Here is a 24897-nt window from a genome sequence, read left to right on the forward strand (position 1 = left end):
CGACTGTGGACCTGCCAGACCGTGTCGTCGATGTCCTCGCCGCAGTGGGATCGGACGCGCAGGTGCTCGTCTCCGACGTGTCCGCACGCTCGTTCGCAGCGGTCATCCGGCGGACCTACTCGAAGCAGGAGCCGAACCTCGTACCGTTCGTCGACCCACTCGAAGCCCTCGGGGACGAGCTCGTCCTGATCTGTCAGGTCGAGCACGGCGATGAACTCGTGACGGTCGTGTTGCGCGCGACGGACCGAACGCTCGTGGCTGCCACGGCGATCGACCGCTCCGTCGGACTCGTCCACATCACCGTCCAGGAACTGTGCACGCGCCTGCGCGCATCAGACGCCCCGGGGGTGGAACTGGCGCTCGAGGTGGCATCGCAGTGTCCGGCCGAGGAACGGGTCCGCATCTTCGAACAGGGCGCCCTTTCGACGGCACGGACCTTCCTGACGAAGTACACGATGGCGGCCAAGAGTGGCTCCGACGTCCGCGGGCTCGACGAGTTCGCCCGTGTGCTCGCACCGCTCGGCGACGAGCAGCCGGGGCTCTCCACCGTGCAGGCTGACACCGCAGTCGCGATCATCGCGTTCACGCCGGGCAGGACCGACGTCCTCGCTGCCATGAGCGTGGGCGGCTTCTCGCCACAGGTCGAGACAACAGAGGAGACCGGATGACCACGACGTTGCCGAACGACCTGGGGATGGTCACCTACCGGATCCCCGCTGCTCGCATCGTGCTGCCCGATCTGGTGCAGTTCTTCTCAGAACTCGATTCACCCGAGCTCGTCTGGGTCCTCACGACCCTGTACGCCGTCACGTCCCCTGACAAGCCGGTCCAAGCGCTCCCACTCGAACGCCGCGTCGACGCGGCGGCGGAACCCGGGCTCATCCTGAGCCATGCCGAGGCGATGGAGATCGCTGACAGCATGCGGCAGCTCATCGACGGCGAGTTCCTCGGGTACCTTCCTGGCACGGACCTGACCGACGAGACGAACCTGGTCGTCCGCATCGACGCATTCGACAGCGGCGAATGGACGGTGACGGTCCGACCGCCGCTCACGACGATGAGCGATGCCTTCGACCGGGCGCACGGCCCAGCGCAGCCCGGCCGACCGGCGACCCGTCTCGAGGAGTTCGGGCGAGGCCAGCAAACGACGATCTAGATGCTCGCTTCGTAGCCGTCCCACTGCGCGCCGGAGGTCTCAGCGGTGATCCCTTCGAAGAACCGCACCGCCTCGCCGAGTCGGGTGTCGTCGACGAGCACGTTCTGCTGATCGGCGGCGACGTACCACTCCGCACCCGACGGCTTGACTGCGACGTTCCACCCGGTGGCGGCGATCCGCGCGGAGGCAGCCCTGGCGGACACTTCGTCCGGGAAGTACACGAAGTGCACCCAGTCGCGCGGCTCCGACAGGTCGCCGCCCCGCAGCACGATCTGCTGCAGCACGGGGTTCATCGGCAACGAGGGCTCGGACTCGGGGCGCTTGCGGAACGGCCACATGGGTCGAGTGTCGCAGACGGCACCACCGACAGACGGGAGGCGCGGTGCCAGCTGGCACCGCGCCTCCCGTCCGCTTTTCGGTCACGTCTACCGCGCGCTGGCCGCGCCGCGCCGCTGGACCACCTCGGTGAGCCACGCGAGGATCCGGGCGTCGTGTCTACGGCGGAGATGCTCAGGCGACCGGTGCCTCGTGGTCGCCCCCCTGGTTCTGTTGCCAACTACCGCGACGTCGCAGGACTACCGTCAGGGAAGACCGAGCCCGACTACAGCGTGAACTCGGGGCAGTTCCTGCTCGAAGGTACGTTGCGCGCCCCCTCCCGAACGGCATCGAGAAGGGCGCGATCCAGCTCGATCGCGTCAGCGGCATCAATCCGGAGTTCTGACATGCAAGAAGTCTTCTTTCTCTCGTCCATGGACAGCAAGCGGTTCTCGTCCGTCTTCCGGTGCGAAGTGGAACGACCGATCGAGCTCCCGAACGGTCACCATGCGCTGATGGTCAGCTGCGATCCGCCGCTGAACGGTCAGGAGCTCGGCCACCCGCTGGGCGTCGGGGAGCTGTTGCTCTGGAGTCGCTTCGAAGACGAAGACCTCTGGACCTTCCCCGCCTTCCCGCACTTCGTGCAGATCTGTCTCCCTGACGTCGATCTGCCTGTCCATGCCATGACTCCGAGCATCGCATGGGGCGAGATCTACAAGACCGAGGCAGACGCGCACGCCCACGAGATGAGCGCTCGCCCGCGCTCCTCGACGAAGTGATCGATCTGGACGGCAAGCTCCGGCAGACTCGCGAACCGCCCGACGAGGCAGCGGGAAGCGATCCGTGAGAGCGAGCACATGAAGACCGTGTCGTTCCGCAGGAGATCAGGCCGCCCGGCACTCAACCTCAGCCACGCCGAGGCGACGGACATCGCCGGCAGCATCTGGCAGCTCATCGACGACGAGTTCCTCGAACGGAACGATCGCCGGACCACCCGCTTCGTGAGCAGGAATGGTCGGGTGTCGGACGGCGACCCGACCATTTCTGCTCACCAAGCGACCGAACGGACGCATCGACAGACAGGAGGCGCGGTGCCAGCTGGCACCGCGCCTCCCGTCCGCCCTTCGGTCGCGTCTACCGCGCGCTGGTCGCGCCCCGCCGCTGGACCACCTCGGTCAGCCACGCGAGGATCCGGGCGTCGAACCAGTCGGCGTCGTGGTTCCAGAGCTTGGTGTGCCGGGCCGTGGTCTGGATCTCGAGCCGCACCAGGTCAGGCCGTGCGCGGGCGAGGTCGTGCGAGGCCGAGGACGGCACGAACCCGTCGTCGTCGCTGTGCAGCAGCAGGATCGGCACCGTGAGCTCGTCGGCGCGGGTGACCATGTCGAGCTCGCGCAGGTCGACGGGCCGCTGCAGCCCGGCCAACCGGTAGAGCACCGGCGTGCGGAGCAGGCGCTGTGCGACCTTGCGGACCGGACGGGGCAGGCGCAGGAGCTGGCTCTGCGACTTCAGCACCGCGTGCCAGTCGACCACCGGGGACTCGAGCACCACCCCGTCGACCAAGCCGGCGAAACGTGAACGGAGCAGGGTCTGCAGCACGACGGCACCGCCCATCGACCAGCCCATCAGCACGACGCTCTGGGCCCGGTGCGCCGTGAGCCAGCGGAGGACGGAGTCGACGTCCTCCCACTCGGTGCTGCCGAGGCCGTAGCGACCGTCGACGCTCGGCGGGGCGACGCCGTCGTTGCGCCACGAGGCGAGGACGACCGAGTACCCGGCGGCGCGGAAGACAGGGACGGCGCGGATGGTCTCGGCTCGGGTGACGCCTCGGCCGTGCACCAGGACGGCCCACGGGGCGTCCGGGTCGTCGGCGCGGACGACCCACGCGGGCGCCGGGCCGTTCGGGGTGGGGATGTCGACATCCTCGACGGGCACATCGAGTTCTCCGGGCGTCAGGTAGAACCAGCCACCCCAGCGTCCGCGACGAGCGGCGGTCGGGTCGCCGGCGTCGATCGCGATGATGCGGCGCGTGACGGTGGTGTCGGTGGTGCCGAGCACTTCGCCGACGCGCATGTGGCCGGTGCCGCCCCCGAACCAGAGCGAGTAGCGGCCCTGCAACTCGGTGTCGGCGGTGCGCTCGATCGTGACGGTCTTCCGGACCGGGTCGACGGCGTGGATCGGGACGCGTTCGTTGCGCTTGCGGTCGGGGGTGACGACGGCGCGGGCGACGGCGGCGACGAAGCCACCGATGACGGCCATCCCCACCGCGGCTGCTGCCAGACCGGCGCCGAGTGCGATGAACCCGGCCGATCGTGCGGTCTCCTGGACGACGTCCTCGGCGGGTCGCGCGGATCGGGACATGGCCCGGAGCCTAGTCTGCATGTGTGTCCGAAACCCGAGAGCCCGACGCCTTCGCGCGGCTCCGCGCGTTCGTGTCCGGCGGCAGCGGCCGTGCCGAGACCACCGTCACCGAGATCCCCTCGCCGACCCGGATCGCACCGTTCTCGATCGCCCTTGCGGCGGACGTGTCCGGCACCGCGCACGGCGTCGAGTCGGACCTGGGCACCGGCCGGTTCATCGCCCTGTACGACCCGGAAGAACCCGAGGGCTGGGGCGGCGCGTTCCGGGTCGTCTCGTTCGCGCAGGCGCCGCTCGAGCCGGAGATCGGTGTCGACGAGTTCGTCGCCGACGTGACCTGGAGCTGGCTCGTCGACGCGCTCGAGTCGCACGGTGCGACGTACGACCACGCCTCGGGCACGGCCACCAAGATCATCTCGCGCGGCTACGGCGACCTCGCTGCACAGGGCGACGGCGCCCAGCTCGAGCTCCGCGCATCGTGGACACCACGCGGCGACGACCTCACCGCACACGTCCGGGCCTGGCAGGACATCGTCGCCATGCTCGCCGGTCTGCCGCCCGCATCGGACGGCGTGACCCTGCTGGCCCCGAGGAGGCTCGCCAAGTGACCGACCCCGCTCCCCAGGCCGCCGCTGGATCGACCGGCCCGGCCGCGCCCGCAGCCACAGGTGCCGGCTCGACTGCTGCCGCTGCCGCTGCCGGCCCGACTGCTGCCGCCGCCAGCCCGGCCTTCGAGGCGTCGCACGACGCCGTCAAGGTCATCGACACCCGCGAGGACTACCTCGCGGCGGTCGCCGCGATCGCCGCCGGCCACGGCCCCGTCGCGGTCGACGCCGAACGCGCCAGCGGCTACCGGTACTCGCAGCGCGCCTACCTGATCCAGGTGTTCCGCCGCGGTGCCGGTGCGTTCCTGTTCGACCCGATCCCGATCGGCGACTTCTCCGAGCTGCAGGCGGCCATCGTCGACGAGGAGTGGCTGTTCCACGCCGCCTCGCAGGACCTGCCGTGCCTGCAGGAGGTCGGGCTCGTCCCGACCCGCATCTTCGACACCGAGCTCGGCGCCCGCATCGCCGGGTTCCCCCGTGTCGGCCTCGGCGCCGTCGTCGAGCAGCTGCTCGGCATCACGCTGGCGAAGGCGCACTCGGCCGCCGACTGGTCGACCCGTCCCCTGCCGCAGTCGTGGCTCGTCTACGCGTCGCTCGACGTCGAGCTGCTGCCCGACCTCCGCGACGCCCTCGCCGAGAAGCTCGACGAGGCGGGCAAGACCCGGATCGCCCAGGAGGAGTTCGACGCGGTCCTGCACCGCGCGCCGAAGCCCGCCCGTGCGGAGCCCTGGCGTCGACTGTCCGGCATGCACGCGCTCCGTGGTGCCCGGGCGCTGGCGATCGCCCGGTCGCTCTGGCTCGCCCGTGACGAGTACGCCCGACAGGCGGACATCGCCCCCGGGCGCACGATCCCCGACTCGGCGATCGTCGCCGCCGCGGCCGCCGCACCCGAGTCCCGCGCCGAACTCGGTGCGCTGAAGACCTTCACGGGCCGCGCCAGCCGTTCCGAGCTCGACCGCTGGTGGGCCGCCGTCGACGAAGGCCGCACCACCGAGGACCTCCCCCGTCTCCGCGGTGCCGGCGAGGCCACGCTGCCCCCGCCCCGCGCCTGGGCCGACCGCAACCCGGCTGCCGACCGCCGGTACAAGGCCGCGCGCGCAGCGGTGATGAAGCGTGCCGAGGAGCTCGACATCCCGCTCGAGAACCTGCTCACACCGGAGACGCTCCGGCTCGTGTCGTGGGCCCCGCCGTCGCCGCCGTCGACCGAGCTGGTCGGCGCCGCCCTCGCCGAGCACGACGCCCGCCCGTGGCAGGTCGAGGAACTCGCGTCGATCATCGCGTCCGCCTTTGTGGCTGCTGCACAGCGGCCCGCGGCGACGGGCGACGACGAGTCGTAGGAACTGCCCAACCGGCATGCGGCCGCCCAGGCTGGGGGCATAGCGTCGGGAGGGTCGCCGGGCGAGGCCCGGCCAGGCCGGAGCGACCTGCGTTCCGGCCCGATCGAAGAGGATCTGGGAGGCCCGGATTGCCAAAGGCATCAGACGTCGTGTTCGTGGACGGCGTTCGCACACCGTTCGGACGAGCCGGCGAGAAGGGGGTGTTCTGGAAGACCCGGTCCGACGACCTCGCGGTGCACGCGATGCGCGGACTGCTCGACCGGAACGCCTTCGACACCGCAGCCGTGGACGACGTCGCCGTCGCGGCGACCACGCAGCAGGGTGACCAGGGGCTGACGCTCGGCCGCACGGTCGGCATGCTCGCGGGTCTGCCGAAGTCGGTGCCCGGCTACGCGATCGACCGCATGTGCGCCGGTGCCATGACGAGCGTCACGACGCTCGCGGGTGCCATCGCCTTCGGCGCCGCCGACATCGCGATCGCCGGTGGCGTCGAGCACATGGGGCGTCACCCGATGGGCTTCAACGCCGACCCGAACCCGCGCTTCGTCGCGGAGCGCATGGTCTCGAGCGACGCCCTCGTCATGGGCGCCACCGCCGAGCGCCTGCACGACCGCTTCCCCGCGATCACGAAGGACCGCACGGACGCCTACGCCGTCCAGTCCCAGCAGCGCTACGCCGCCGCCTGGGCGAACGGCAAGCTCCAGCCCGACCTGATCCCGGTCGAGGTCAACAAGGGCGACGGCTGGGACGTCGTCAGCACCGACGAGCCGCCGCGGCCGGGGACCACCCTGGAGGCGCTGGCCGCGTTGAAGACGCCGTTCCGGCCCCACGGACGGGTCACCGCCGGCAACGCCGCCGGTCTGAACGACGGTGCCACCATGAGCCTGCTCGCGTCCGAGGACGGCGCGAAGCAGCACGGACTGTCGACGAAGATGCGCATGGTCTCGTTCGCCTTCGCCGGCGTCGAGCCCGAGGTCATGGGCGTCGGCCCCGTCCCCGCCACCGACAAGGCCCTGTCGAAGGCAGGCCTGTCGATCGACGACATCGGCCTGTTCGAGATCAACGAGGCGTTCGGCGTCCAGGTGCTCGCGTTCCTCGACAACTACGGCATCGCCCAGGACTCCCCGAACGTGAACGCGTGGGGCGGCGCGATCGCCGTCGGCCACCCGCTGGCGTCGAGCGGCGTCCGCCTGATGAACCAGCTCGCCGCGCAGTTCGCGGAGCGCCCGGACGTCAAGTACGGCATCACCACGATGTGCATCGGGCTCGGCCAGGGCGGCACCGTCATCTGGGAGAACCCGCACCACAGCAAGTCGGCCGAGCGTTCGGCTCGGAAGGGGGCGTGACCATGACCATCGTCGACAACGACCGACTGGCCGAACTCAGCGAGGACGAGGTCGTCACGCACTCGTTCGTCAAGCACGTCACGATGCCCTCCGGTGGCACGCTGGCGCTCATCACGCTCGACAACGGCAAGGACTACAAGCGGCCGAACACCCTCGGGCCCCGCACGCTCCGGGAGCTGGCCGGCGTGCTCGACACCCTGAAGACCGAGGCGTCCGCCGGCACGATCCAGGGCGTGGCGATCACCGGCAAGGAGTACTGCTTCGCCGCCGGGGCCGACCTGTCCCAGGCCGCCGCGGTGCCCTCGCGCGAGGCCGCGCACGACCTCGCCGCCCTCGGGCACGCCACGCTCCGCAAGTTCGCCGACCTCGGGGTGCCGTCGTTCGCGTTCGTGAACACCCTGGCGCTCGGCGGTGGGCTCGAGATCGCCCTGCACTGCACCTACCGGGCGTTCTCGTCCGCCGCGCAGGGCATCGGGCTCCCCGAGGTGTTCCTCGGCATCATCCCCGGCTGGGGCGGCGCGACGCTGCTCCCCCGCCTGATCGGGCCGGAGCGCGCGCTCCGCGTCATCGTCGAGAACCCGCTCAAGAACAACCGCCTGATGGACGGCCCGGCCGCGGTCGAGATCGGCATCGGTGACGTCCTCGTCCCGTCGGTGACGTTCCTGCCCTCCGCGGTCGCCTGGGCCGACGGCGTCATCACCGGTGCGACCAAGGTGGTGCGGAAGAACGAGCCGGGCATGCTCGAGAAGGCCGCCTGGGGCACCGTCGTCAAGGTCGCCCGCGGACAGGTCGCGTCGAAGATCGGCACCGTGCCGAAGTCGCCGTTCCGCGCGCTCGACCTCGTCGCCGCCGCCAAGTCGGGTTCGCTCGACGAACGCTTCGCCGACGAGGACGAGGCCCTCGCCGACCTCATCTCGGGTGACCAGTTCGCCGCGTCGATGTACGCGTTCGACCTCGTGCAGAAGCGTGCGAAGAAGCCCGTCGGCGCTCCCGAGGGCGTCGACGCGAAGAAGATCACGAAGGTCGGCGTCCTCGGCGCCGGGCTGATGGCGTCGCAGTTCGCGCTGCTCTTCGCCCGGCGCCTCGGGGTCCCCGTCGTCATCACCGACGTCGACCAGTCCCGCGTCGACGCCGGCGTCGAACGGATCCGCGGCGAGGTCGCGAAGCTGCTCGACAAGGGCCGGATCTCCCCCGACGACGCGAACCGCATCACCGCGCTCGTCAGCGGGTCGGTGTCCTACGACGCCTTCGCCGACGCGGACTGGGTGATCGAGGCCGTCTTCGAGGAGATGACCGTCAAACAAGAGGTCTTCCGGAAGATCGAGCAGGTCATCGCCCCGGACGCCATCCTCGCCACGAACACGTCGTCGCTCTCCGTCGACGAGATGGCGTCGGTCCTCACCAACCCGGAGCGACTCGTCGGCTTCCACTTCTTCAACCCGGTCGCGGTGATGCCGTTGCTCGAGGTGGTGCGCGCGGCGAAGACCTCGGACGAGGCCCTCGTCACCGCACTCGCCGTCGCGAAGACCCTGAAGAAGACCGCGATCATCACCGCGGACCAGCCGGGCTTCGTCGTGAACCGCGTGCTCGCACGGGTGCTCGGCGAGGCGATGCGCGGCGTCGAGGAAGGGACCTCGTTCGACACCGTCGCACAGGGTGCCGCGCCCCTCGGACTGCCGATGTCGCCGTTCGAGCTGCTGGAGCTCGTCGGCCTGCCGGTCGGCGCGCACGTGCTCGACTCGCACCACGCGGCCTGGCCGGAGCGCTTCTACCCCGGCGACGGGCTCAAGAAGATCGCCGAGCACGGGACGATCCTGACCCGCGACAAGAAGGGCAACGCGACCGGGTACGACCCCGCGGCCGTGAAGCTCGTCGCGCCGTCCAAGAAGGACGCGAAGCCGGTCGACGCCGCCGAGATGCAGCGCCGGTTCGAGGACGCCCTGGCCGACGAGCTGCACCGCATGCTCGAGGACAAGGTGGTCGAGCACGTCGAGGAGATCGACCTCGGGCTCATCCTCGGTGCGGGCTACCCGTTCCAGGCGGGTGGGATCAGCCCGTACCTCGACCGCAGTGGCGCTTCCGAGCGTGTCTTCGGCGCGACGTTCCACGCCCCGCGGATCGTCGGCCCCGCTTCCCGCTAGAGCGCAGTACGCAAAACACCGGTGTTCGCGCACCGAACACCCGCAAACCGCGGTGTGGAGCGCGAACACCGGTGTTTTGCTGACCGAACCCGACCGAAGCGGCCGAGCGCGGCGCGACTAGCGGTCCGAGGCGGCGGACTCACGGGAGCGGGCGGGCTTCGCCTGCGGCAGCTTCGTCCCGACGACCTGGTCGATGACGTCGCGGGCGATGGCCTGCGCCGTCAACCCGGCATCGGCGAGGATCTGCGACCGGGTCGCGTGGTCGATGAACGCGTCGGGCAGCCCGAGCTCGTTCACCCCGGTGTCGACCCCGGCGGCGCGCAGGTCCTGCCGCAGCCGGGTCCCGACGCCGCCGACCCGCACACCGTCCTCGATGGTGATCACGAGCCGGTGCGTCCGCGACAGCTCGATGAGCGACACCGGGATCGGCACCACCCAGCGCGGGTCCACGACGGTGACGCCGATGCCCTGCGCCTCGAGCAGCGCCGCGGCCTCGAGTGCCACCGGCACCATCGACCCGACGGCGACGAAGAGCACGTCCTCGACGTCGTCCGTGGCGGCGTGCAGCACGTCCACACCGTCGGAGAGACGACGGACCGCGGGGATGTCCGGTCCGACCTGCCCCTTCGACCACCGCAGCACGGTCGGGGCGTCGTCGACGGCGATCGCCTCGCGGAACTCCTCGCGCAGCGTCGCAGCATCGCGGGGCGCGGCGATCCGGATCCCCGGCACGACCTGCAGCAGCGCGAGGTCCCACATGCCGTGGTGCGAGGGGCCGTCCGGGCCGGTGATCCCGGCACGGTCGAGCACGAACGTCACGCCGGCCCGGTGCAGGGCGACGTCCATCAGCACCTGGTCGAACGCACGGTTCAGGAACGTCGCGTAGAGCGCCACGACCGGGTGGAGCCCGCCGTACGCCAGGCCCGCGGCGGTCGTCACGGCGTGCTGCTCGGCGATGCCGACGTCGTACACGCGGTCGGGGTGCTGCTCCTGGAACAGGTGGAGCCCGGTCGGCCGGAGCATCGCCGCCGTGATGGCGACGATCCGAGGGTCCGAGGCGCCGGCATCGGCCAGGGAAGACGCGAACACCGAGGTCCACGACGGGCCGGACGCGGCGTCGAGCGACTCCCCCGTCTCCGGGTCGATGTGCCCGACGGCGTGGAACTGGTCAGCCTGGTCGCGCAGGGCCGGCTCGAAGCCGTGGCCCTTCTCCGTGATGACGTGCACGATCACGGGAGCGCCGTACTCCTTGGCCTGCCGGAGCGCCGCTTCCATCGCCTGCTGGTCGTGCCCGTTCACCGGGCCGATGTACTTGATGTCGAGGTTCGAGTACAGCGCCTCGTTGTTGGTCAGCCGCGACAGGAAGCCGTGCAGGCCCCCGCGCATGCCCCGGTACACCGCACGACCCGGAGCACCGAACCGCGCCGCCACGGCCTGCGTGCCCTCGTACAGGGCCCGGTACTCGCGGCGTGTCCGCACGGAACTCAGGAACCGCGCCATGCCACCGATGGTCGGCGCGTACGAGCGGCCGTTGTCGTTCACGACGATGACCAGGCGCCGGTCGTTGTCGTCGGAGATGTTGTTGAGCGCCTCCCACGTCATCCCGCCGGTGAGCGCACCGTCACCGACGACCGCGACGACGGTGCGGTCGGTCTGCCCGGTCTGCCCGAACGCGCGGGAGATGCCGTCCGCCCAGGACAGCGACGACGACGCGTGCGAGGACTCGACGATGTCGTGCTCGGATTCGCTCCGCTGTGGGTAGCCGGCGATGCCGCCGCGTTCGCGCAGCTTCGAGAAGTCCTGGCGCCCGGTGACGAGCTTGTGCACGTACGACTGGTGTCCCGTGTCGAAGACGAACGGGTCCTTCGGCGAGTCGAACACGCGGTGCATCGCGAGCGTCAGCTCCACGACGCCCAGGTTCGGCCCGAGGTGCCCCCCGGTCTTCGCGACCTCGGCGACCAGGAAACGTCGGATCTCGGCGGCGAGGTCGGTCATCTGCGCGTCGGAGAGACGCTTCAGGTCGCGCGGCGACGTGATGCTGCTGAGCAGGCTCACGGGCGCTCCTTTCGTGGGGCTGTCGGCCCACTCTATTCTCGGGACCCGACAACCGACGGGAGGCCCGTGGCGGGTTCGCCACGGGCCTCCGGTCCGATCTGTAGTCGCGTCAGCGACCCGTGCGCACCTCGCTCAGACGAGCGAACGGAGCACGTACTGCAGGATGCCGCCGTTGCGGTAGTAGTCGGCTTCGCCCGGGGTGTCGATTCGGACGACCGCGTCGAACTCGATCGGCTGCTTGCCGGCGGGCGAGTGCTCGCTCGGCGTCGCGGTGACGTGCACGGTCTTCGGGGTGCGGCCCTCGTTCAGCTCGGTCAGCCCGGAGATCGAGACGACCTCGGTGCCGTCGAGGCCGAGGGACTCGACCGTCTCGCCCACCGGGAACTGCAGCGGGACGACACCCATGCCGATGAGGTTCGAGCGGTGGATCCGCTCGAAGCTCTCGGTGATGACCGCACGGACGCCGAGCAGGTTCGTGCCCTTGGCCGCCCAGTCACGCGACGAACCGGAGCCGTACTCCTTGCCACCGAAGATGACGAGCGGGATGCCCTGCTCCTGGTAGTGCTGCGAGGCGTCGTAGATGAACGACTGCTCGCCGTCCGGCGTCGTGAAGTCGCGGGTGTACCCGCCTTCGACGCCGTCGAGCAGCTGGTTGCGCAGGCGGATGTTCGCGAACGTGCCGCGGATCATGACCTCGTGGTTGCCGCGACGCGAGCCGTAGGAGTTGAAGTCCTTGCGGTCGACGCCGTGCTCGGCGAGGTACTGGCCGGCGGGGCTGTCGGCCTTGATCGAACCGGCCGGCGAGATGTGGTCGGTCGTGACCGAGTCGCCGAGCTTCGCGAGCACGCGGGCACCGGAGATGTCCGAGACCGCGTCGGGCTGCATCGTCATGCCCTCGAAGTACGGGGGCTTCCGGACGTAGGTCGACTCCTGGTCCCACTCGAAGGTGTCACCGGTCGGGGTCGGCAGGTTCTTCCAGCGGTCGTCACCCTCGAACACGGAGCCGTACTCGTGGGTGAACATCTCGGTGTCGATGGAGGTGTCGATGACCTGCTGCACCTCGGCCGCGTCGGGCCAGATGTCGGTCAGGTAGACGTCGTTGCCGTCCTGGTCCGTGCCCAGTGCGTCCTTGTCGAAGTCGAAGTGCATCGACCCGGCCAGGGCGTAGGCGATGACCAGCGGCGGCGACGCCAGGTAGTTCATCTTCACGTCGGGGTTGATGCGCCCCTCGAAGTTGCGGTTGCCGGAGAGCACCGCGGTGACGGCGAGGTCGTTGTCCTGCACGGCCTGCGAGATCTCCTCGGGCAGCGGGCCCGAGTTGCCGATGCAGGTGGTGCAGCCGTAGCCGACCGTGTAGAAGCCGAGCTGCTCGAGGTAGGTGGTGAGACCGGCCTTCTCGTAGTAGTCCGTGACGACCTTCGACCCGGGCGCGAGGGTGGTCTTCACCCAGGGCTTCGCGGTGAGGCCCTTCTGCGCGGCGTTCCGGGCGAGGATGCCGGCGGCCATCATGACCGACGGGTTCGACGTGTTGGTGCAGGACGTGATCGCGGCGATCGCGACGGCGCCGTGGTCGATCGTGAAGGGGTCACCGTCGGCGATGGCGACCGAGGTCGGCTTCGAGACGGTCCCGGGGGCGCTCGAGGCGTGCACGGGGACCTCGGAGCCGGGGGCGTCCTGCAGGTCGTCCACCGCGTGCTCGTCACCGGGGGCAGCGGCCACCGGGTCGGACGCCGGGAACGTGTCCGCGACGGCCTTGTCCTCTTCGCTGTGGTCGATGCTCGCGTAGTTGGCGAGGTCGACCTCGAACTGGCTCTTGGCGTTCGTCAGCTCGATGCGGTCCTGCGGACGCTTCGGGCCGGAGATCGACGGCACGACCGTGGACAGGTCGAGTTCCATGTACTCGGAGTAGTTCGGCTCGACCGAGGCGTCGTGCCACAGGCCCTGCGCCTTGGAGTACGCCTCCACCAGGGCGATCTGCGCCTCGTCGCGTCCGGTCAGGCGGAGGTAGTCGAGGGTGACGTCGTCGACCGGGAAGATCGCCGCCGTGGAGCCGAACTCCGGCGACATGTTGCCGATCGTGGCGCGGTTCGCGAGCGGGACGGCGCTGACGCCCTCGCCGTAGAACTCGACGAACTTGCCGACGACGCCGTGCTTGCGGAGCTCCTGGGTGATGGTGAGCACCACGTCGGTCGCGGTCACGCCGGCCGGGATCTCCCCGGAGAGCTTGAAGCCGACGACCTTCGGGATGAGCATCGAGACGGGCTGACCGAGCATCGCGGCCTCGGCCTCGATGCCGCCGACGCCCCAGCCGAGCACGCCGAGCCCGTTCACCATCGTGGTGTGCGAGTCCGTGCCGACCAGGGTGTCCGGGTACGCGTAGGTCTCGCCGTCGAAGTCACGCGTGTAGGTGACCTTCGCCAGGTACTCGATGTTGACCTGGTGGACGATGCCGGTGCCCGGCGGGACGACCTTGAAGTCCTCGAACGCGGTCTGGCCCCAGCGGAGGAACTGGTAGCGCTCACCGTTCCGCTCGTACTCGAGGTCGGTGTTGCGCTGGAGGGCGTCCGTGCTGCCGAACAGGTCGGCGATGACGGAGTGGTCGATGACCATCTCGGCCGGGGACAGCGGGTTGATCTTGTTCGGGTCGCCGCCGATGTCCGCCATGGCCTCGCGCATGGTGGCGAGGTCGACGATGCACGGCACACCCGTGAAGTCCTGCATGACGACGCGCGCCGGCGAGAACTGGATCTCGGTGTCGGGCTCCGCGTCGGGCTTCCAGGAGCCGAGCGCCCGGATCTGCCCCTCGGTGACGTTCTTGCCGTCCTCGGTGCGGAGGAGGTTCTCGAGCAGCACCTTCAGGCTGTAGGGCAACTTCTCGTGCCCGGGAACCGAGTCGATCCGGTGGATCGCGTAGTCGACACCCCCAACCGACAGTGTGTCCTTCGAGCCTAAGCTATTGACTGCAGCCACCGTGCCGCCTCCCTACTGATCGGTTTGCCCTCATCCTCGCGGGCCGTGGACCGTCCCACCAGCAAGGCAAACCTAATCCCGCGAGCACGAACGCGCCCGGCGAGAACTATCTCGATGTCGAGACAACTCTACACCGCGGGGACGTCGTCCCGTCGCACGAACACGGTGCGGACCAGCAGCCAGGTCACCCAGAGCACCGCAGCGTAGAGCGGGACACCGAGGACCAGCTTCACCGCGGCGAGGAGCTCGACCTGGGCCGTCACGTAGAGCGGGACCTCCACCGCGAGCCGGAGCGCGAACAGCCCGACCCAGATCCACGTGGCGACCGTCAGCACCCGGCGCTTCGCCGGGTCGGCCCGCCAGTCCACGTGCGAGCCGTCCTCGTTCGCCGGCAGCAGGAACCCGACGACGACGCCGATGAGCGGCCAGCGGATCGCCAGTGTGACGAGCAGCCCGACGAGCCAGACGGAGTTGATCACGATGCCGGGGATGAAGTTGCTCTCCGCCTTGCCCGTGATGAGCGCGAGGCCGGCCGAGACCGCAACACCGAGGATCCCCGCGAACGACATCGTCACCGACTGCCGTTGCACCAGGCGCAGCACCACGAAGACGAGACCGACGGCGACGGGGATCACGACGCTCGGCACGAGCTCCTTCGTGATCGCGTAGACCACCAGGAACGCCAGGCCGGGCAGCACCGACTCGGCGAGTCCGCGCACGCCGCCGACGGCACCGAGCAGGGCCCGGCCGGACGGCGCCTCGCCGGGCGCGACACGCGCGATGCCGGCGTTCTGCACGGCGTCGCGGAACTGCGCGGAGAACGACGGCGCCGCCGTCGGCTCAGCCGACGGCGTGACGGGGTCGGACCCGACCGTCTCGTGTCGTGGGGTGTCGTCGTGGTCCGGCATCGTGCCTCCAGGCGGGGTTGGTCGTCAGTCCGTCAGATCGCGGTCTGCGTCGACTTGGGCATGTGCAGCGGGATGAGGTCGCGCGGCGGCATCGGCGTCGTGCCGCGCACGACGACCACACTGCGGAACAGTTCCTCGATCTCGCTCGCGTCGTCGGGCTGCTCGGCGGCCTTGCCGGCGATGACACCGCGCAGGAACCAGCGCGGGCCGTCGACCCCGACGAAGCGGGCCGGACGGGAGCCGGCCGTACCGCCGTCGCCGTCCACGGCGACCGGGACGGACGCGCGGAGCTCGGGGCCGAACGGGCCGTCGACCTCGGTCACGACGCCACCCTGGCGCTCGATCTGCTCGGCGATCTGGGCGCGGATCTCGTGCCACAGGCCGGTGGACCGGGGCGCCGCGAACGGCTGGACCTGCAGCGTGGACTCGTCGTAGTCGAGCCCGACCGCGACGACGCGCTGCGAGCCCTCCTCGACCTCGAGGCGGAGGTGCAGGCCCTCGCGCGGGAGCACCTTCACCCCGCCCAGGTCGACGTACGGGCGGACCAGGTTCGCCTCGGTCTCGTCGTGGGGGCCGTTCTCGGCCCGGTCCTCCGGTGCGGACTTGTCCGTCGGGGCGACCGCGTCGACCTCGTCGAGGTCCGCGTCGGCGTCCGTCGCGATGTCGACCTCGGGGGACGTGTCCGCGACCTCGATGTCGTCGGCGACGGCGTCCGCCACCTCGACCTCGTCCTGCTTGCGTCGGCCGAACTTCATGCGCGCGTCCCTTCCTGAGCGTCTGCGGCGGCACCGGTCACGGCGTCGCTCCGGTCACCGTAGCCCGACGAGCCGAACCCGCCCTGTCCGCGGACGCTGTCCGGCAGCTCGTCGACACGGGTGTAGGTCACCTGCGGCACCGGCATCACGATCAGCTGTGCGATGCGGTCGCCGACGTGCACCTCGTACGGTTCCGTCTGGTCGGTGTTGAGCAGCGCGACCTTGATCTCACCGCGGTAGCCGGAGTCGACCGTGCCCGGGCTGTTCACGATCGTGATGCCGTGCTTCGCCGCCAGGCCGCTCCGCGGGACCACGAACGCGGCGTACCCCTCCGGCAGCGCGATCCGCAGCCCCGTCCCGGCCAGGCGTCGCTCGCCCGGCTGCAGCACGAAGGCCTCGGTGGAGACGAGATCGGCACCCGCGTCACCGGGGTGGGCGTGGCCGGGAGCGTGCTCCCCGGTCCAGAGGACGTCGACTGGTTCGGTCACGTGACGAGGGTAGTGCAGCCGTGACCGTTCCGTGACCTCGCTCGCTCGTGATCGAATGGACCCGTGACCCTGTACCGCGAACGACTCTGGGCCCCGCCCGCCCTCTACCTGGCGACGGCGCTCGTCATCCCCGCCACCCTGCTCGTCTTCCTCCCCATCAGCGTCCTGGCCGGCGTCCTCGTGGCGATCGGGATGGAGCTCGGGGTCCTGGTCCTCCTGTGGGCACTCGCACCCACCATCGAGGTCACCGACACGGAGTTCCGCGCGGGCAAGGCGCACCTCCCCCGCTCGCTCGTCGGCACGACCGAGGCGTTCGAGGGTGCGGCCGCCACCGAGCAGCGCGGCCCGGCGCTCGACGCCCGCGCCTGGACCCTCTTCCGCGGCTACGTCCGCGGGGTCGTCAAGGTCGAGGTGCGCGACGACGCCGACCCGACGCCCTACTGGCTGGTCAGCGTCCGGCACCCGGGCAAGGTCGTCGAGGCGCTGCGGTCCTGACGGACCACGACGGGCGGTCTGGAGGCCCGGCTCGCCCCCGCCCCGCCGCACACGACGAAGGCCCCGCATCCCTGGAGGATGCGGGGCCTTCGCTGATCGTTGCGTCGAGAGCGAAGCGGCTGTGCCCGCGAGAGCGAAGCGGCTGCGCCCGCGAGAGCGAAGCGGCTGTGCCTGCTAGAGCGAAGCGCACTCCGCGCAGACCGGTCCGAGCTTCGACTCGTGGTCGAGCTGGGAGCGGTGCTTCACGAGGAAGCACTCGACGCAGGTGAACTCATCGACCTGCGGGGGCAGCACCACGACGTCGAGGTCGACGTCGCTGAGGTCCTGCCCGGCGAGTTCGAAACTGCCGGGGTTGTCGGAATCATCGTCGACGACCCCCGACATCTTGTCGGGAACGCGCTCCTTGAGGGCCTCGATCGACTCCGAGTCGGAGTTGTCGTCGGTCTTCCGGGGGGCGTCGTAATCGGTGGCCATGCCCATCCATTTCTCGTATCGAGAGGTCGTCGCCGGGTGATCGGCGGCGACAGTTTGCACCACGCCCCGCCAGAGCGCAAACCGAGTGCTGCGGCGGGTCGTGCTGGCGGTGCAACCCGTGACCTGGACCGGACATTCCCGACACCCGTTGCCGGGGCGTCCGGGTCAAGAGATCGCCCTCCGGATGTCCGCGGCACGCCCGTGCGCCTCCGCGGAAACGGTCCGTCCTCCCTGCATACTCACGGGGTACGACAGCAGGACCGTACGCGACGCTGGGAAGGCGGAACCATGCAAGACGTGAGAGTCATCGGAGTCGAGTCCGGCGCACTCATCCTGGCGACCGACGGCGGCACCGAGTTCCGGTTGCCCGTCTCGTCGTCGCTGGCGGGTCAGGTGCGCCAGGCGAACCCGGACGCCGGTCCGCAGAAGCGGGTCTCCCCCAAGGACGTGCAGGCACGGATCCGCGGTGGCGCCGACGCCGCCGACGTGGCCGCCGCGCTCGACGTCGACGTCGAGTACGTCCGCCGCTTCGAGGGCCCGGTCCTCGCCGAGCGCGCCTTCATCCTCGACGCCTCGCACCGCGTCCCCGTCACCCCGGTCGACGACGAGTCCCCCGACACCTTCGGCCCCGCGATCTCCGCGAAGCTCGAGGCCGGCGAGGCCACCGCGATCTCGTGGGGCTCCTGGAAGCACCCGGAGAGCGGCTGGCAGGTCCGCGTCCGCTACACCGCGGGCGAGGTCGAGCACGACGCCCAGTGGCGCTTCGACCCGAAGACCTCGACCCTCGCGCCGGACAACGGTGACGCGCACCGTCTGTCGCACACCGACGACGAGGGCATCGCCCCGCGCCTGCGTGCGGTCGAGTTCGAGCAGCAGGACGACGACGGTACCCGCTTCGACTCCGGCGCCTTCCGCGTCGACGAGCCCGAGCAGCCGGCCGCCGACCCCGAGCCCTCCCAGCACGCACCCCTCCGTGCCCCGCTGCCCCGGATCGGCCAGGCCGCCGTGGAGGAACGCGCCCCCGGCAACGAGACCGCCGACCTGCTCGAAGCGCTGCGCCGTCGCCGCGGTGAGCGCGAAGCAGCGTCGTTCGGCGAACAGCGCGACGAGCCCGCCCGCGGCACCTCGATCAGTGTCGTCGACATCCCGCTGCAGGGCTTCGAGGACGGCGGCGCGAACGACACCGCGCCGCAGTCGGCCGACGCCCGTCCGGCATCGGCACCCGAGCCCGAGAGCCGCGGCGAACGCAAGAAGCGCAACCGCCGCTCGATGCCGAGCTGGGACGAGATCGTCTTCGGCACCCGTCCGGACGACGACCCCGCCTGACCTGGCGTCCGTCGGCTCGTCGGCGCCGTCGCTCCTAGTGGGCGAACGCGCCGGCGAGCCGGAGCGGCACGATCGTCTCCTCGTCGGTCATCGCGCCGTGCTGGCCGATCATGCGCTTCGGCGTCTCGTCCTCACGCAGTGCACGGTCGTCGTTGAACGCCCACGAGCCGCGCGCCACGACGAGCACGTCACCGATGCGGGGCACCACCTGGTCGGACACCTGCCCGAACCACCCGGCCTCGATCGCCTCGGCACGGCTGGCGACGGACGCCTTCTTGCCGTAGCGGGCCCGGAACGCGCCGACGAGGGCGCGCACGTCGGTGCCCGGCGCGACCGTGAGCTGGCGGCAGCGCGGGTCACCCGCGACGCCGACGACGTCGGTGAGCAGCAGCGGGTCGATGGCGATGTTCGCGTGGTCCGGCACGTCGAGCACACCGTGGTCGGCCGTCACCAGGACCCCCACGTCGTCCGAGCTGCGGGCGTCGAGCCGGGCGAGTTCCCCGTCGAGCAGCTCGAGGGCGGCCGTCCACCGATCGGACTGCCAGCCGTTCTTGTGTCCGATCGAGTCGAGCTCCGGCACGTACAGGTAGACGAGCGAGCGGCCGGTGGCGGTCTCGGCGAGTGCGGCGTCGACGCGCTCGGGGATCGTGTCCGCGGACACGTACCGGGCGCCGCCGAGCACGTTCGCGGTCATCCCGGACGAGCGGTACCGGTCCGGTCCGACGACGACGGGGTCCAGCCCGAGCTCTGCAGCCCGGGTGAACAGGGTCGAGGTCAGGAACCAGTCGGCAGGGACCTCGGTGTCCCACCCGCCCAGCAGGTTCATCACGGCGCCGGTGTCCGGGTTCCAGCCGCTGTACCCGACCACGCCGTGGGTGCCGGGCGACCGGCCGGTGGTCAGCGTGCTCAGCGCCGCCGCCGTCGTCGTCGGGAACCCGCTCCGCAGCTTCTTCGCGGTGCCGCTCCCCTTCGCGGCGGTCAGCCAGCGAGCGTGCCCGGCGCGGGCCGACAGCGCGGCGGAACCGAGGCCGTCGACCAGCACGACGATCGCGGAACGGGCGGGGCGGAGGGTGATCCGGGCCTCCAGGCCGTTGTCCCGCAACCACGCGTCGTCCGCAGCGCCGAGCGCCACGAGGCAACTCGGGAAGACGTCGGCGAGGTTCGCGACGCCGTCGGGGGCCGTCGGTACGCTTGTTCCCATTCCACGAGTCTTCCAGACGACTCTGGTTCTCCAGAAAGGTGCCATGGCACGCACGGATGTAGTCGGCCTGCCCGACGGTGAGCGCATCGAGGACGTCGACGTCTCCGAGGAGATGCAGGGCTCCTTCCTCGAGTACGCGTACTCCGTCATCTACTCACGGGCGCTGCCCGACGCCCGCGACGGCCTGAAGCCGGTGCAGCGTCGGATCCTGTACCAGATGGCCGAGATGGGGCTGCGGCCCGACCGCGGGCACGTCAAGAGCGCCCGCGTCACCGGCGAGGTGATGGGCAAGCTGCACCCGCACGGCGACGGCGCGATCTACGACGCGCTCGTCCGGATGGCCCAGCCGTTCACGATGCGCGTGCCGCTCGTCGACGGCCACGGCAACTTCGGCTCCCTCGACGACGGTCCCGCTGCCGCCCGGTACACCGAGGCACGGCTCGCCGAACCGTCGATGGCCATGACCGAGGGCCTGGGCGAGGACGTCGTCGACTTCGTCCCGAACTACGACAACCAGATCATGCAGCCGGGCGTGCTGCCGGCGGCGTTCCCGAACCTGCTCGTCAACGGCGCCTCCGGCATCGCGGTCGGCATGGCGACGAACATGGCACCGCACAACCTGGGCGAGGTCGTCGAGGCCGCGAAGCACCTGCTGATGAACCCGCAGGCCACCCTCGAAGAGCTGATGGAGTTCGTGCCGGGTCCGGACCTGCCGTCCGGCGGCACCATCGTCGGGCTGTCCGGGGTGCGCGACGCCTACGCCACCGGCCGCGGCTCGTTCCGCACCCGGGCGAAGGTGAGCGTCGAGAACCTCACCCCGCGCAAGGTCGGCCTCGTCGTCACCGAGCTGCCCTACCTGGTCGGCCCCGAGCGCGTGATCGAGAAGATCAAGGACGGCGTCCAGTCCAAGAAGCTCGTCGGCATCTCGGACGTCAACGACCTGACCGACCGCAACCACGGGCTCCGGCTCGTCATCGGCATCAAGAGCGGGTTCAACCCCACCGCCGTGCTCGAGCAGCTGTACAAGCACACCCCGCTCGAGGACGGCTTCGGCATCAACAACGTCGCACTGGTCGGCGGATCGCCCCGCACGCTCGGGCTGCGCGAACTGCTCGACGTCTACGTGCAGCATCGGCTCGACGTCGTCACCCGCCGGTCGCAGTACCGGCTGGCGCGCCGCAAGGAACGACTGCACCTGGTCGAGGGACTGCTCATCGCGATCCTCGACATCGACGAGGTCATCCAGGTCATCCGAACCTCCGACGACTCCGAGGCGGCGCGCAACCGCCTGCGCGACGTCTTCGACCTGTCCGAGGTGCAGGCCGAGTACATCCTCGAGCTGCGCCTGCGTCGCCTGACGAAGTTCTCGCGGATGGAGCTCGAGGCCGAGCGCGACCAGCTGCTCGCCGACATCGCCGCCCTCGAAGAACTGCTCGCGTCCGACGAGCGGCTCCGCGCGCAGGTCGCCCTCGAGCTGACCGAGGTGTCCGACAAGTTCGCCACGCCGCGCCGCACGCTGCTCACCGAGGCCGACGCCCCGGTGAAGGGCGGTCGCAAGGCCGCGGTCGACCCGGAGTCCCTGCAGATCGCCGACTCCCCCTGCCGTGTGCTGCTGTCGACCACCGGGCGACTCATCCGCGTCGACATCCCGACGTCGGAGCTCGGCATCGTCCGCGTGCCGAAGCGCTCGAAGCACGACGCCGTCCGCTCCGCCGTGGTGAGCACGGTGCGCGGGCAGATCGGCGCGATCACCTCGACCGGGCGGGTCCTCCGGCTCTCCCCCGTCGACGTCCCCGCCGTGCCGCCCGCCGCGGTCCGGCTCGACGCCGGCGTCCGGGTCACCGACTTCCTCGCGCTCACCAAGGGCGAGACCGTCGTGGCGATCGTCGACCTGTCCGGCGCCTCGTCGGACTCCCTCGCCATCGGGACCGCGCAGGGCGTCGTGAAGCGCGTCGTGCCCGGCGCCTGGCCCGACAAGCCGGAGTTCGTCGCCATCGGCCTGAAGCCCGGCGACCACGTCGTCGGTGCCGCCCAGGCCCCGGAGTCCGACGACCTGGTGTTCATCAGCTCGAACGCGCAGCTGCTGCGCTTCCCGGCGTCCGTCGTCCGGGCGCAGGGGCTGCCCGCCGGTGGTGTGGCCGGCATGGCCCTCGCAGACGGAGCCTCGGTGATCTGGTTCGGGTCGGTCGCACGCTCCGACGACGCCGTGGTCGCCACGGTGTCCACCACCTCGACCGCCCTGCCCGGCACCGACGCCGGCCGCGCCAAGGTGTCGGCGCTGTCGGAGTTCCCGGCGAAGGGCCGCGCCACCCAGGGTGTCCGGGCGCATGCGTTCCTGAAGGGCGAGGACGGCCTGACCGTCGGCTGGGCCGGCATCGCGCCGCCGCACGCCGTCGGCACGGACGGCGCCGCCCGCACCCTGCCCGACTGGCTGTCGAAGCGCGACGGGTCGGGTGCACCGCTCGAGGCCGTGATCGGCTCGATCGGCGGCAGCGCCGCGACGCTCGACGGCACGGCCGGCGAGGCGTAGGCCTAGGCCTAGGCGCGCGCTGGCGTCCGCCACGTTTCGCGCCTGGCGACACCTCACGCGCCTGGGGCCCCGTGAGGTGTCGCGCTGCGCGTGAGAACGCGGGGCGCACGGCCTGGAGGCGCGGGGCGGCGCCGCCACGGGCCTCCCGTCCGCCGTCACCGTGTCGCGGGCGCGGGGCGCCGTTTCGCGCTGAGCGACACCTCACGGGCGGCCGGACGCGTGGACTGTCGCTCAGCGCGTGAGCGCGCCCAGGCCGCTGCGCGGCGCGGCGCGGCGGCCGCGACGCCGCTACGCGTCGATGCGGTCGCGGTCCAGGCCCTCGCCGGCGAGGATGAACTCCTTGCGCGGCGCGACGTCGTTGCCCATGAGCAGCTCGAACACCTTGGCGGCACCCTCGGCATGGGTCACGTTTACCCGGCGCAGGGTGCGGTGTGCGCGGTCCATCGTGGTCTCCGCCAGTTGGTCCGCATCCATCTCGCCGAGGCCCTTGTACCGCTGGATGGGCTCCTGGTACTTCTTGCCCGTCTTCTCGAGCTTCTTCAGCACCGTCTGCAGCTCCTGCTCGGAGTACGTGTAGAGCGTGTCGTTCGGCTTGCCGCGGTTCACGACGACCACCCGGTGCAGCGGCGGCACCGCGGCGAAGACCCGGCCCTGCTCGATCATCGGCCGCATGTACCGGAAGAACAGCGTCAGCAGCAGCGTGCGGATGTGGGCGCCGTCGACGTCGGCGTCCGACATGATGATGATCTTGCCGTAACGGGCCTGGTCGATGTCGAACGTGCGGCCCGAGCCGGCGCCGATGACCTGGATGATCGACGCGCACTCGACGTTCGAGAGCATGTCCGACACGGACGCCTTCTGCACGTTGAGGATCTTGCCGCGGATCGGCAGCAGCGCCTGGTACTCGCTGTTCCGGGCGAGCTTCGCGGTGCCCAGGGCCGAGTCGCCCTCGACGATGAAGAGCTCCGTGCCCTCGGTCTCCTGCGAGCGGCAGTCGGCGAGCTTCGTCGGCAGCGACGAGTTCTCGAGCGCGTTCTTGCGGCGCTGGGTCTCCTTGTGCGCCCGTGCCGAGATGCGGGTCTTCATCTCCGAGACGACCTTCTCGAGCAGGGCGGCGGACTGTGCCTTCTCGGTGCGCTGCGTCGAGGTGAGGATCTCGGTGATCCGCTTCGAGACCACCTGGTCGACGATCTTCCGGACCGCCGGGGTGCCGAGGATCTCCTTCGTCTGCCCCTCGAACTGCGGCTCCGGCAGCCGGACCGTGAGCACGGCGGTCATGCCGGCGAGCACGTCGTCCTTGTCGAGCTTGTCCTGCCCGACCTTGAGCTTGCGGGCGTTCGCCTCGACCTGGGCACGGACGGCCTTGACGACCCCGGACTCGAAGCCGGCCTGGTGCGTCCCGCCCTTCGGCGTCGCGATGATGTTCACGAAGCTGCGGAACACGGTCTCGTAGCCACTGCCCCAGCGGAGCGCCAGGTCGACCTCGCACTCGCGCTCGACCGAGGTGGAGACCATGTGCCCCTTGTCGTCGAGCATCGGCACGGTCTCGGTGAAGGTGCCGGTCCCCTGCACCCGCCAGACGTCGGTGAGCGGGCTGTCGACGGCGAGGTGCTCGACGAACTCGCCGATCCCGCCCTCGTACCGGAAGCGCTCGACCACCGGGCCGGCAGCCACGGTGGTCCCCGTCGCCTCGGCCCGTGCGGCAGCGGCGTCGATGGACGCCGAGCGCTCGTCGGTGATGGTGATACCGAGCCCGGGCACGAGGAACGCGGTCTGCCGCGCGCGGGTGACCAGGTCGTCGGTGCTGAACCGGGCGTCGGCGGTGAAGATCTGGCGGTCCGCCCAGTACCGGATCCGGGAGCCGGTGACACCCTTCTTGACCTTGCCCACCACACGCAGCTCGCTGCCCGAGGTGAACGGCGCGAAGGGGGCGTCCGGGCCGATGCCCTTGCTGTCGTCGAAGATGCCGGGCTCGCCGCGGTGGAACGACATGGCGTAGGTCTTGCCGCCCCGGTCGACCTCGACGTCGAGGCGCTCCGACAGCGCGTTCACGACGGAGGCGCCGACGCCGTGCAGCCCACCGGATGCTGCGTAGGACCCCGAGCCGAACTTGCCACCGGCGTGCAGCTTGGTGAACACGACCTCGACCCCGGTCAGACCGGTCTTCGGTTCGACGTCCACCGGGATGCCACGGGCGGTGTCACGCACCTCGACCGAACCGTCGGCGTGCAGCACGACACCGATCTCGTCACCGTGCCCCGCGAGGGCTTCGTCGACCGAGTTGTCGATGATCTCCCACAGGCAGTGCATGAGGCCCCGGGAGTCCGTCGAGCCGATGTACATGCCCGGCCGCTTCCGGACCGCCTCGAGCCCTTCGAGGACGGAGAGATGGCGTGCGGAGTAGTCGGAGCTCACCGTCGGAGTTTACCGAGCGGCACCG

The 24897-nt window shown here is 70.6% G+C and carries 20 protein-coding genes; 10 read left to right on the plus strand and 10 right to left on the minus strand.

Going from position 1 to position 24897, the window contains the following annotated elements; genetic code table 11:
* Positions 1-5 precede the first annotated feature (5 nt).
* Together KK097_RS10430 and KK097_RS10435 are read left to right on the plus strand one after the other, a co-directional pair.
* Positions 6-668, plus strand: coding sequence for a hypothetical protein (locus KK097_RS10430; RefSeq protein WP_214530494.1), 663 nt, complete (start codon positions 6-8; stop codon positions 666-668).
* Entirely contained in the window at positions 665-1156 is a 492-nt protein-coding gene (locus tag KK097_RS10435; protein WP_214544666.1) for a hypothetical protein, read from the plus strand. The genes KK097_RS10430 and KK097_RS10435 overlap by 4 nt, the downstream gene beginning before the upstream one ends.
* Here the strand turns inward: KK097_RS10435 and KK097_RS10440 are convergent.
* Entirely contained in the window at positions 1153-1494 is a 342-nt protein-coding gene (locus tag KK097_RS10440) for a ribonuclease E inhibitor RraB (RefSeq protein ID WP_214544667.1), read from the minus strand. The genes KK097_RS10435 and KK097_RS10440 overlap by 4 nt on opposite strands.
* A 384-nt stretch (positions 1495-1878) precedes the next feature.
* Here KK097_RS10440 and KK097_RS10445 point away from each other — a divergent pair, with 384 nt between their 5' ends.
* A complete protein-coding gene (locus tag KK097_RS10445; RefSeq protein ID WP_214544668.1) occupies positions 1879-2250 on the plus strand; it encodes a hypothetical protein in 372 nt (123 codons plus the stop codon).
* Positions 2251-2605: 355 nt separating this feature from the next.
* On the opposite strand, the gene KK097_RS10450 is transcribed toward KK097_RS10445, so the two are convergent.
* Entirely contained in the window at positions 2606-3829 is a 1224-nt protein-coding gene (locus KK097_RS10450) for an alpha/beta fold hydrolase (protein WP_214544669.1), read from the minus strand.
* A gap of 23 nt (positions 3830-3852) precedes the next feature.
* Here KK097_RS10450 and KK097_RS10455 point away from each other — a divergent pair, with 23 nt between their 5' ends.
* The 4 genes from KK097_RS10455 (at position 3853) to KK097_RS10470 (ending at position 9255) form a co-directional block, all read left to right on the plus strand.
* Complete coding sequence (locus KK097_RS10455; RefSeq protein ID WP_017886108.1) at positions 3853-4434, plus strand: DUF3000 domain-containing protein; 582 nt, start codon at positions 3853-3855, stop codon at positions 4432-4434.
* Positions 4431-5768, plus strand: a complete 1338-nt coding sequence (locus KK097_RS10460; protein ID WP_307858386.1) for an HRDC domain-containing protein — start codon at positions 4431-4433, stop codon at positions 5766-5768. The genes KK097_RS10455 and KK097_RS10460 overlap by 4 nt, the downstream gene beginning before the upstream one ends.
* 128 nt (positions 5769-5896) lie before the next feature.
* Positions 5897-7114, plus strand: coding sequence for a thiolase family protein (locus tag KK097_RS10465; protein ID WP_214544671.1), 1218 nt, complete (start codon positions 5897-5899; stop codon positions 7112-7114).
* A gap of 2 nt (positions 7115-7116) precedes the next feature.
* Positions 7117-9255 carry a 3-hydroxyacyl-CoA dehydrogenase NAD-binding domain-containing protein gene (locus KK097_RS10470; RefSeq protein ID WP_214544673.1) on the plus strand — a complete coding sequence of 713 codons (2139 nt, stop codon included), beginning with the start codon at positions 7117-7119 and terminating at the stop codon, positions 9253-9255.
* Between the two features lie 117 nt (positions 9256-9372).
* Here the strand turns inward: KK097_RS10470 and dxs are convergent, their stop codons facing one another.
* The 5 genes from dxs to dut all read right to left on the minus strand — a co-directional run bounded on the left by dxs (position 9373) and on the right by dut (position 16431).
* Positions 9373-11310 (minus strand): 1-deoxy-D-xylulose-5-phosphate synthase, encoded by a 1938-nt coding sequence (gene dxs, locus KK097_RS10475; protein WP_214530486.1) that lies wholly within the window; start codon positions 11308-11310, stop codon positions 9373-9375.
* A 132-nt stretch (positions 11311-11442) separates the two neighbouring features.
* The gene (locus tag KK097_RS10480; protein ID WP_214544675.1) at positions 11443-14280 is read right to left on the minus strand and encodes an aconitate hydratase; all 2838 of its coding nucleotides are present in this window, start codon (positions 14278-14280) and stop codon (positions 11443-11445) included.
* Between the two features lie 128 nt (positions 14281-14408).
* The gene (locus tag KK097_RS10485; RefSeq protein WP_214530484.1) at positions 14409-15188 is read right to left on the minus strand and encodes a DUF3159 domain-containing protein; all 780 of its coding nucleotides are present in this window, start codon (positions 15186-15188) and stop codon (positions 14409-14411) included.
* A 32-nt stretch (positions 15189-15220) separates the two neighbouring features.
* Complete coding sequence (locus KK097_RS10490) at positions 15221-15943, minus strand: DUF3710 domain-containing protein (protein ID WP_250896641.1); 723 nt, start codon at positions 15941-15943, stop codon at positions 15221-15223.
* Positions 15940-16431, minus strand: coding sequence for a dUTP diphosphatase (gene dut / locus KK097_RS10495; RefSeq protein ID WP_214544677.1), 492 nt, complete (start codon positions 16429-16431; stop codon positions 15940-15942). Before dut ends, KK097_RS10490 begins: the two co-directional genes overlap by 4 nt.
* A 63-nt stretch (positions 16432-16494) precedes the next feature.
* On the opposite strand from dut, the gene KK097_RS10500 reads away from it, so the two are divergent.
* The gene (locus tag KK097_RS10500) at positions 16495-16926 is read left to right on the plus strand and encodes a DUF3093 domain-containing protein (RefSeq protein WP_214530482.1); all 432 of its coding nucleotides are present in this window, start codon (positions 16495-16497) and stop codon (positions 16924-16926) included.
* Positions 16927-17100: 174 nt separating this feature from the next.
* On the opposite strand, the gene KK097_RS10505 is transcribed toward KK097_RS10500, so the two are convergent.
* Positions 17101-17400, minus strand: a complete 300-nt coding sequence (locus tag KK097_RS10505; RefSeq protein ID WP_017886098.1) for a DUF4193 domain-containing protein — start codon at positions 17398-17400, stop codon at positions 17101-17103.
* Between the two features lie 297 nt (positions 17401-17697).
* On the opposite strand from KK097_RS10505, the gene sepH reads away from it, so the two are divergent.
* A complete protein-coding gene (gene sepH / locus KK097_RS10510; protein ID WP_214544679.1) occupies positions 17698-18726 on the plus strand; it encodes a septation protein SepH in 1029 nt (342 codons plus the stop codon).
* A gap of 34 nt (positions 18727-18760) precedes the next feature.
* Here sepH and KK097_RS10515 read toward each other — a convergent pair whose 3' ends face one another.
* A complete protein-coding gene (locus KK097_RS10515; protein ID WP_214544681.1) occupies positions 18761-19927 on the minus strand; it encodes an alkaline phosphatase family protein in 1167 nt (388 codons plus the stop codon).
* 43 nt (positions 19928-19970) lie between these two features.
* Between KK097_RS10515 and KK097_RS10520 the strand changes: the two genes are divergently transcribed.
* Positions 19971-22457 (plus strand): DNA gyrase/topoisomerase IV subunit A, encoded by a 2487-nt coding sequence (locus tag KK097_RS10520; RefSeq protein ID WP_214530479.1) that lies wholly within the window; start codon positions 19971-19973, stop codon positions 22455-22457.
* Positions 22458-22745: 288 nt separating this feature from the next.
* Here KK097_RS10520 and KK097_RS10525 read toward each other — a convergent pair whose 3' ends face one another.
* Positions 22746-24872, minus strand: coding sequence for a DNA gyrase/topoisomerase IV subunit B (locus KK097_RS10525; RefSeq protein WP_214530478.1), 2127 nt, complete (start codon positions 24870-24872; stop codon positions 22746-22748).
* Positions 24873-24897 lie beyond the last annotated feature (25 nt).

Origin of the sequence: Curtobacterium flaccumfaciens (genome assembly GCF_018598405.1) — a bacterium.
In the GTDB taxonomy this organism is placed as follows: domain Bacteria; phylum Actinomycetota; class Actinomycetes; order Actinomycetales; family Microbacteriaceae; genus Curtobacterium; species Curtobacterium aurantiacum.

What these genes read in the sequence shown, in the direction of transcription:
- KK097_RS10490 (WP_250896641.1), bottom strand. Translation starts at nt 15,943, where the DNA reads ATGAAGTTCGGCCGACGCAAGCAGGACGAGGTCGAGGTGGCGGACGCC.
- KK097_RS10515 (WP_214544681.1), bottom strand. Translation starts at nt 19,927, where the DNA reads ATGGGAACAAGCGTACCGACGGCCCCCGACGGCGTCGCGAACCTCGCC.
- KK097_RS10520 (WP_214530479.1), top strand. Translation starts at nt 19,971, where the DNA reads ATGGCACGCACGGATGTAGTCGGCCTGCCCGACGGTGAGCGCATCGAG.
- KK097_RS10470 (WP_214544673.1), top strand. Translation starts at nt 7,117, where the DNA reads ATGACCATCGTCGACAACGACCGACTGGCCGAACTCAGCGAGGACGAG.
- KK097_RS10485 (WP_214530484.1), bottom strand. Translation starts at nt 15,188, where the DNA reads ATGCCGGACCACGACGACACCCCACGACACGAGACGGTCGGGTCCGAC.
- KK097_RS10450 (WP_214544669.1), bottom strand. Translation starts at nt 3,829, where the DNA reads ATGTCCCGATCCGCGCGACCCGCCGAGGACGTCGTCCAGGAGACCGCA.
- KK097_RS10440 (WP_214544667.1), bottom strand. Translation starts at nt 1,494, where the DNA reads ATGTGGCCGTTCCGCAAGCGCCCCGAGTCCGAGCCCTCGTTGCCGATG.
- KK097_RS10445 (WP_214544668.1), top strand. Translation starts at nt 1,879, where the DNA reads ATGCAAGAAGTCTTCTTTCTCTCGTCCATGGACAGCAAGCGGTTCTCG.
- KK097_RS10505 (WP_017886098.1), bottom strand. Translation starts at nt 17,400, where the DNA reads ATGGCCACCGATTACGACGCCCCCCGGAAGACCGACGACAACTCCGAC.
- KK097_RS10435 (WP_214544666.1), top strand. Translation starts at nt 665, where the DNA reads ATGACCACGACGTTGCCGAACGACCTGGGGATGGTCACCTACCGGATC.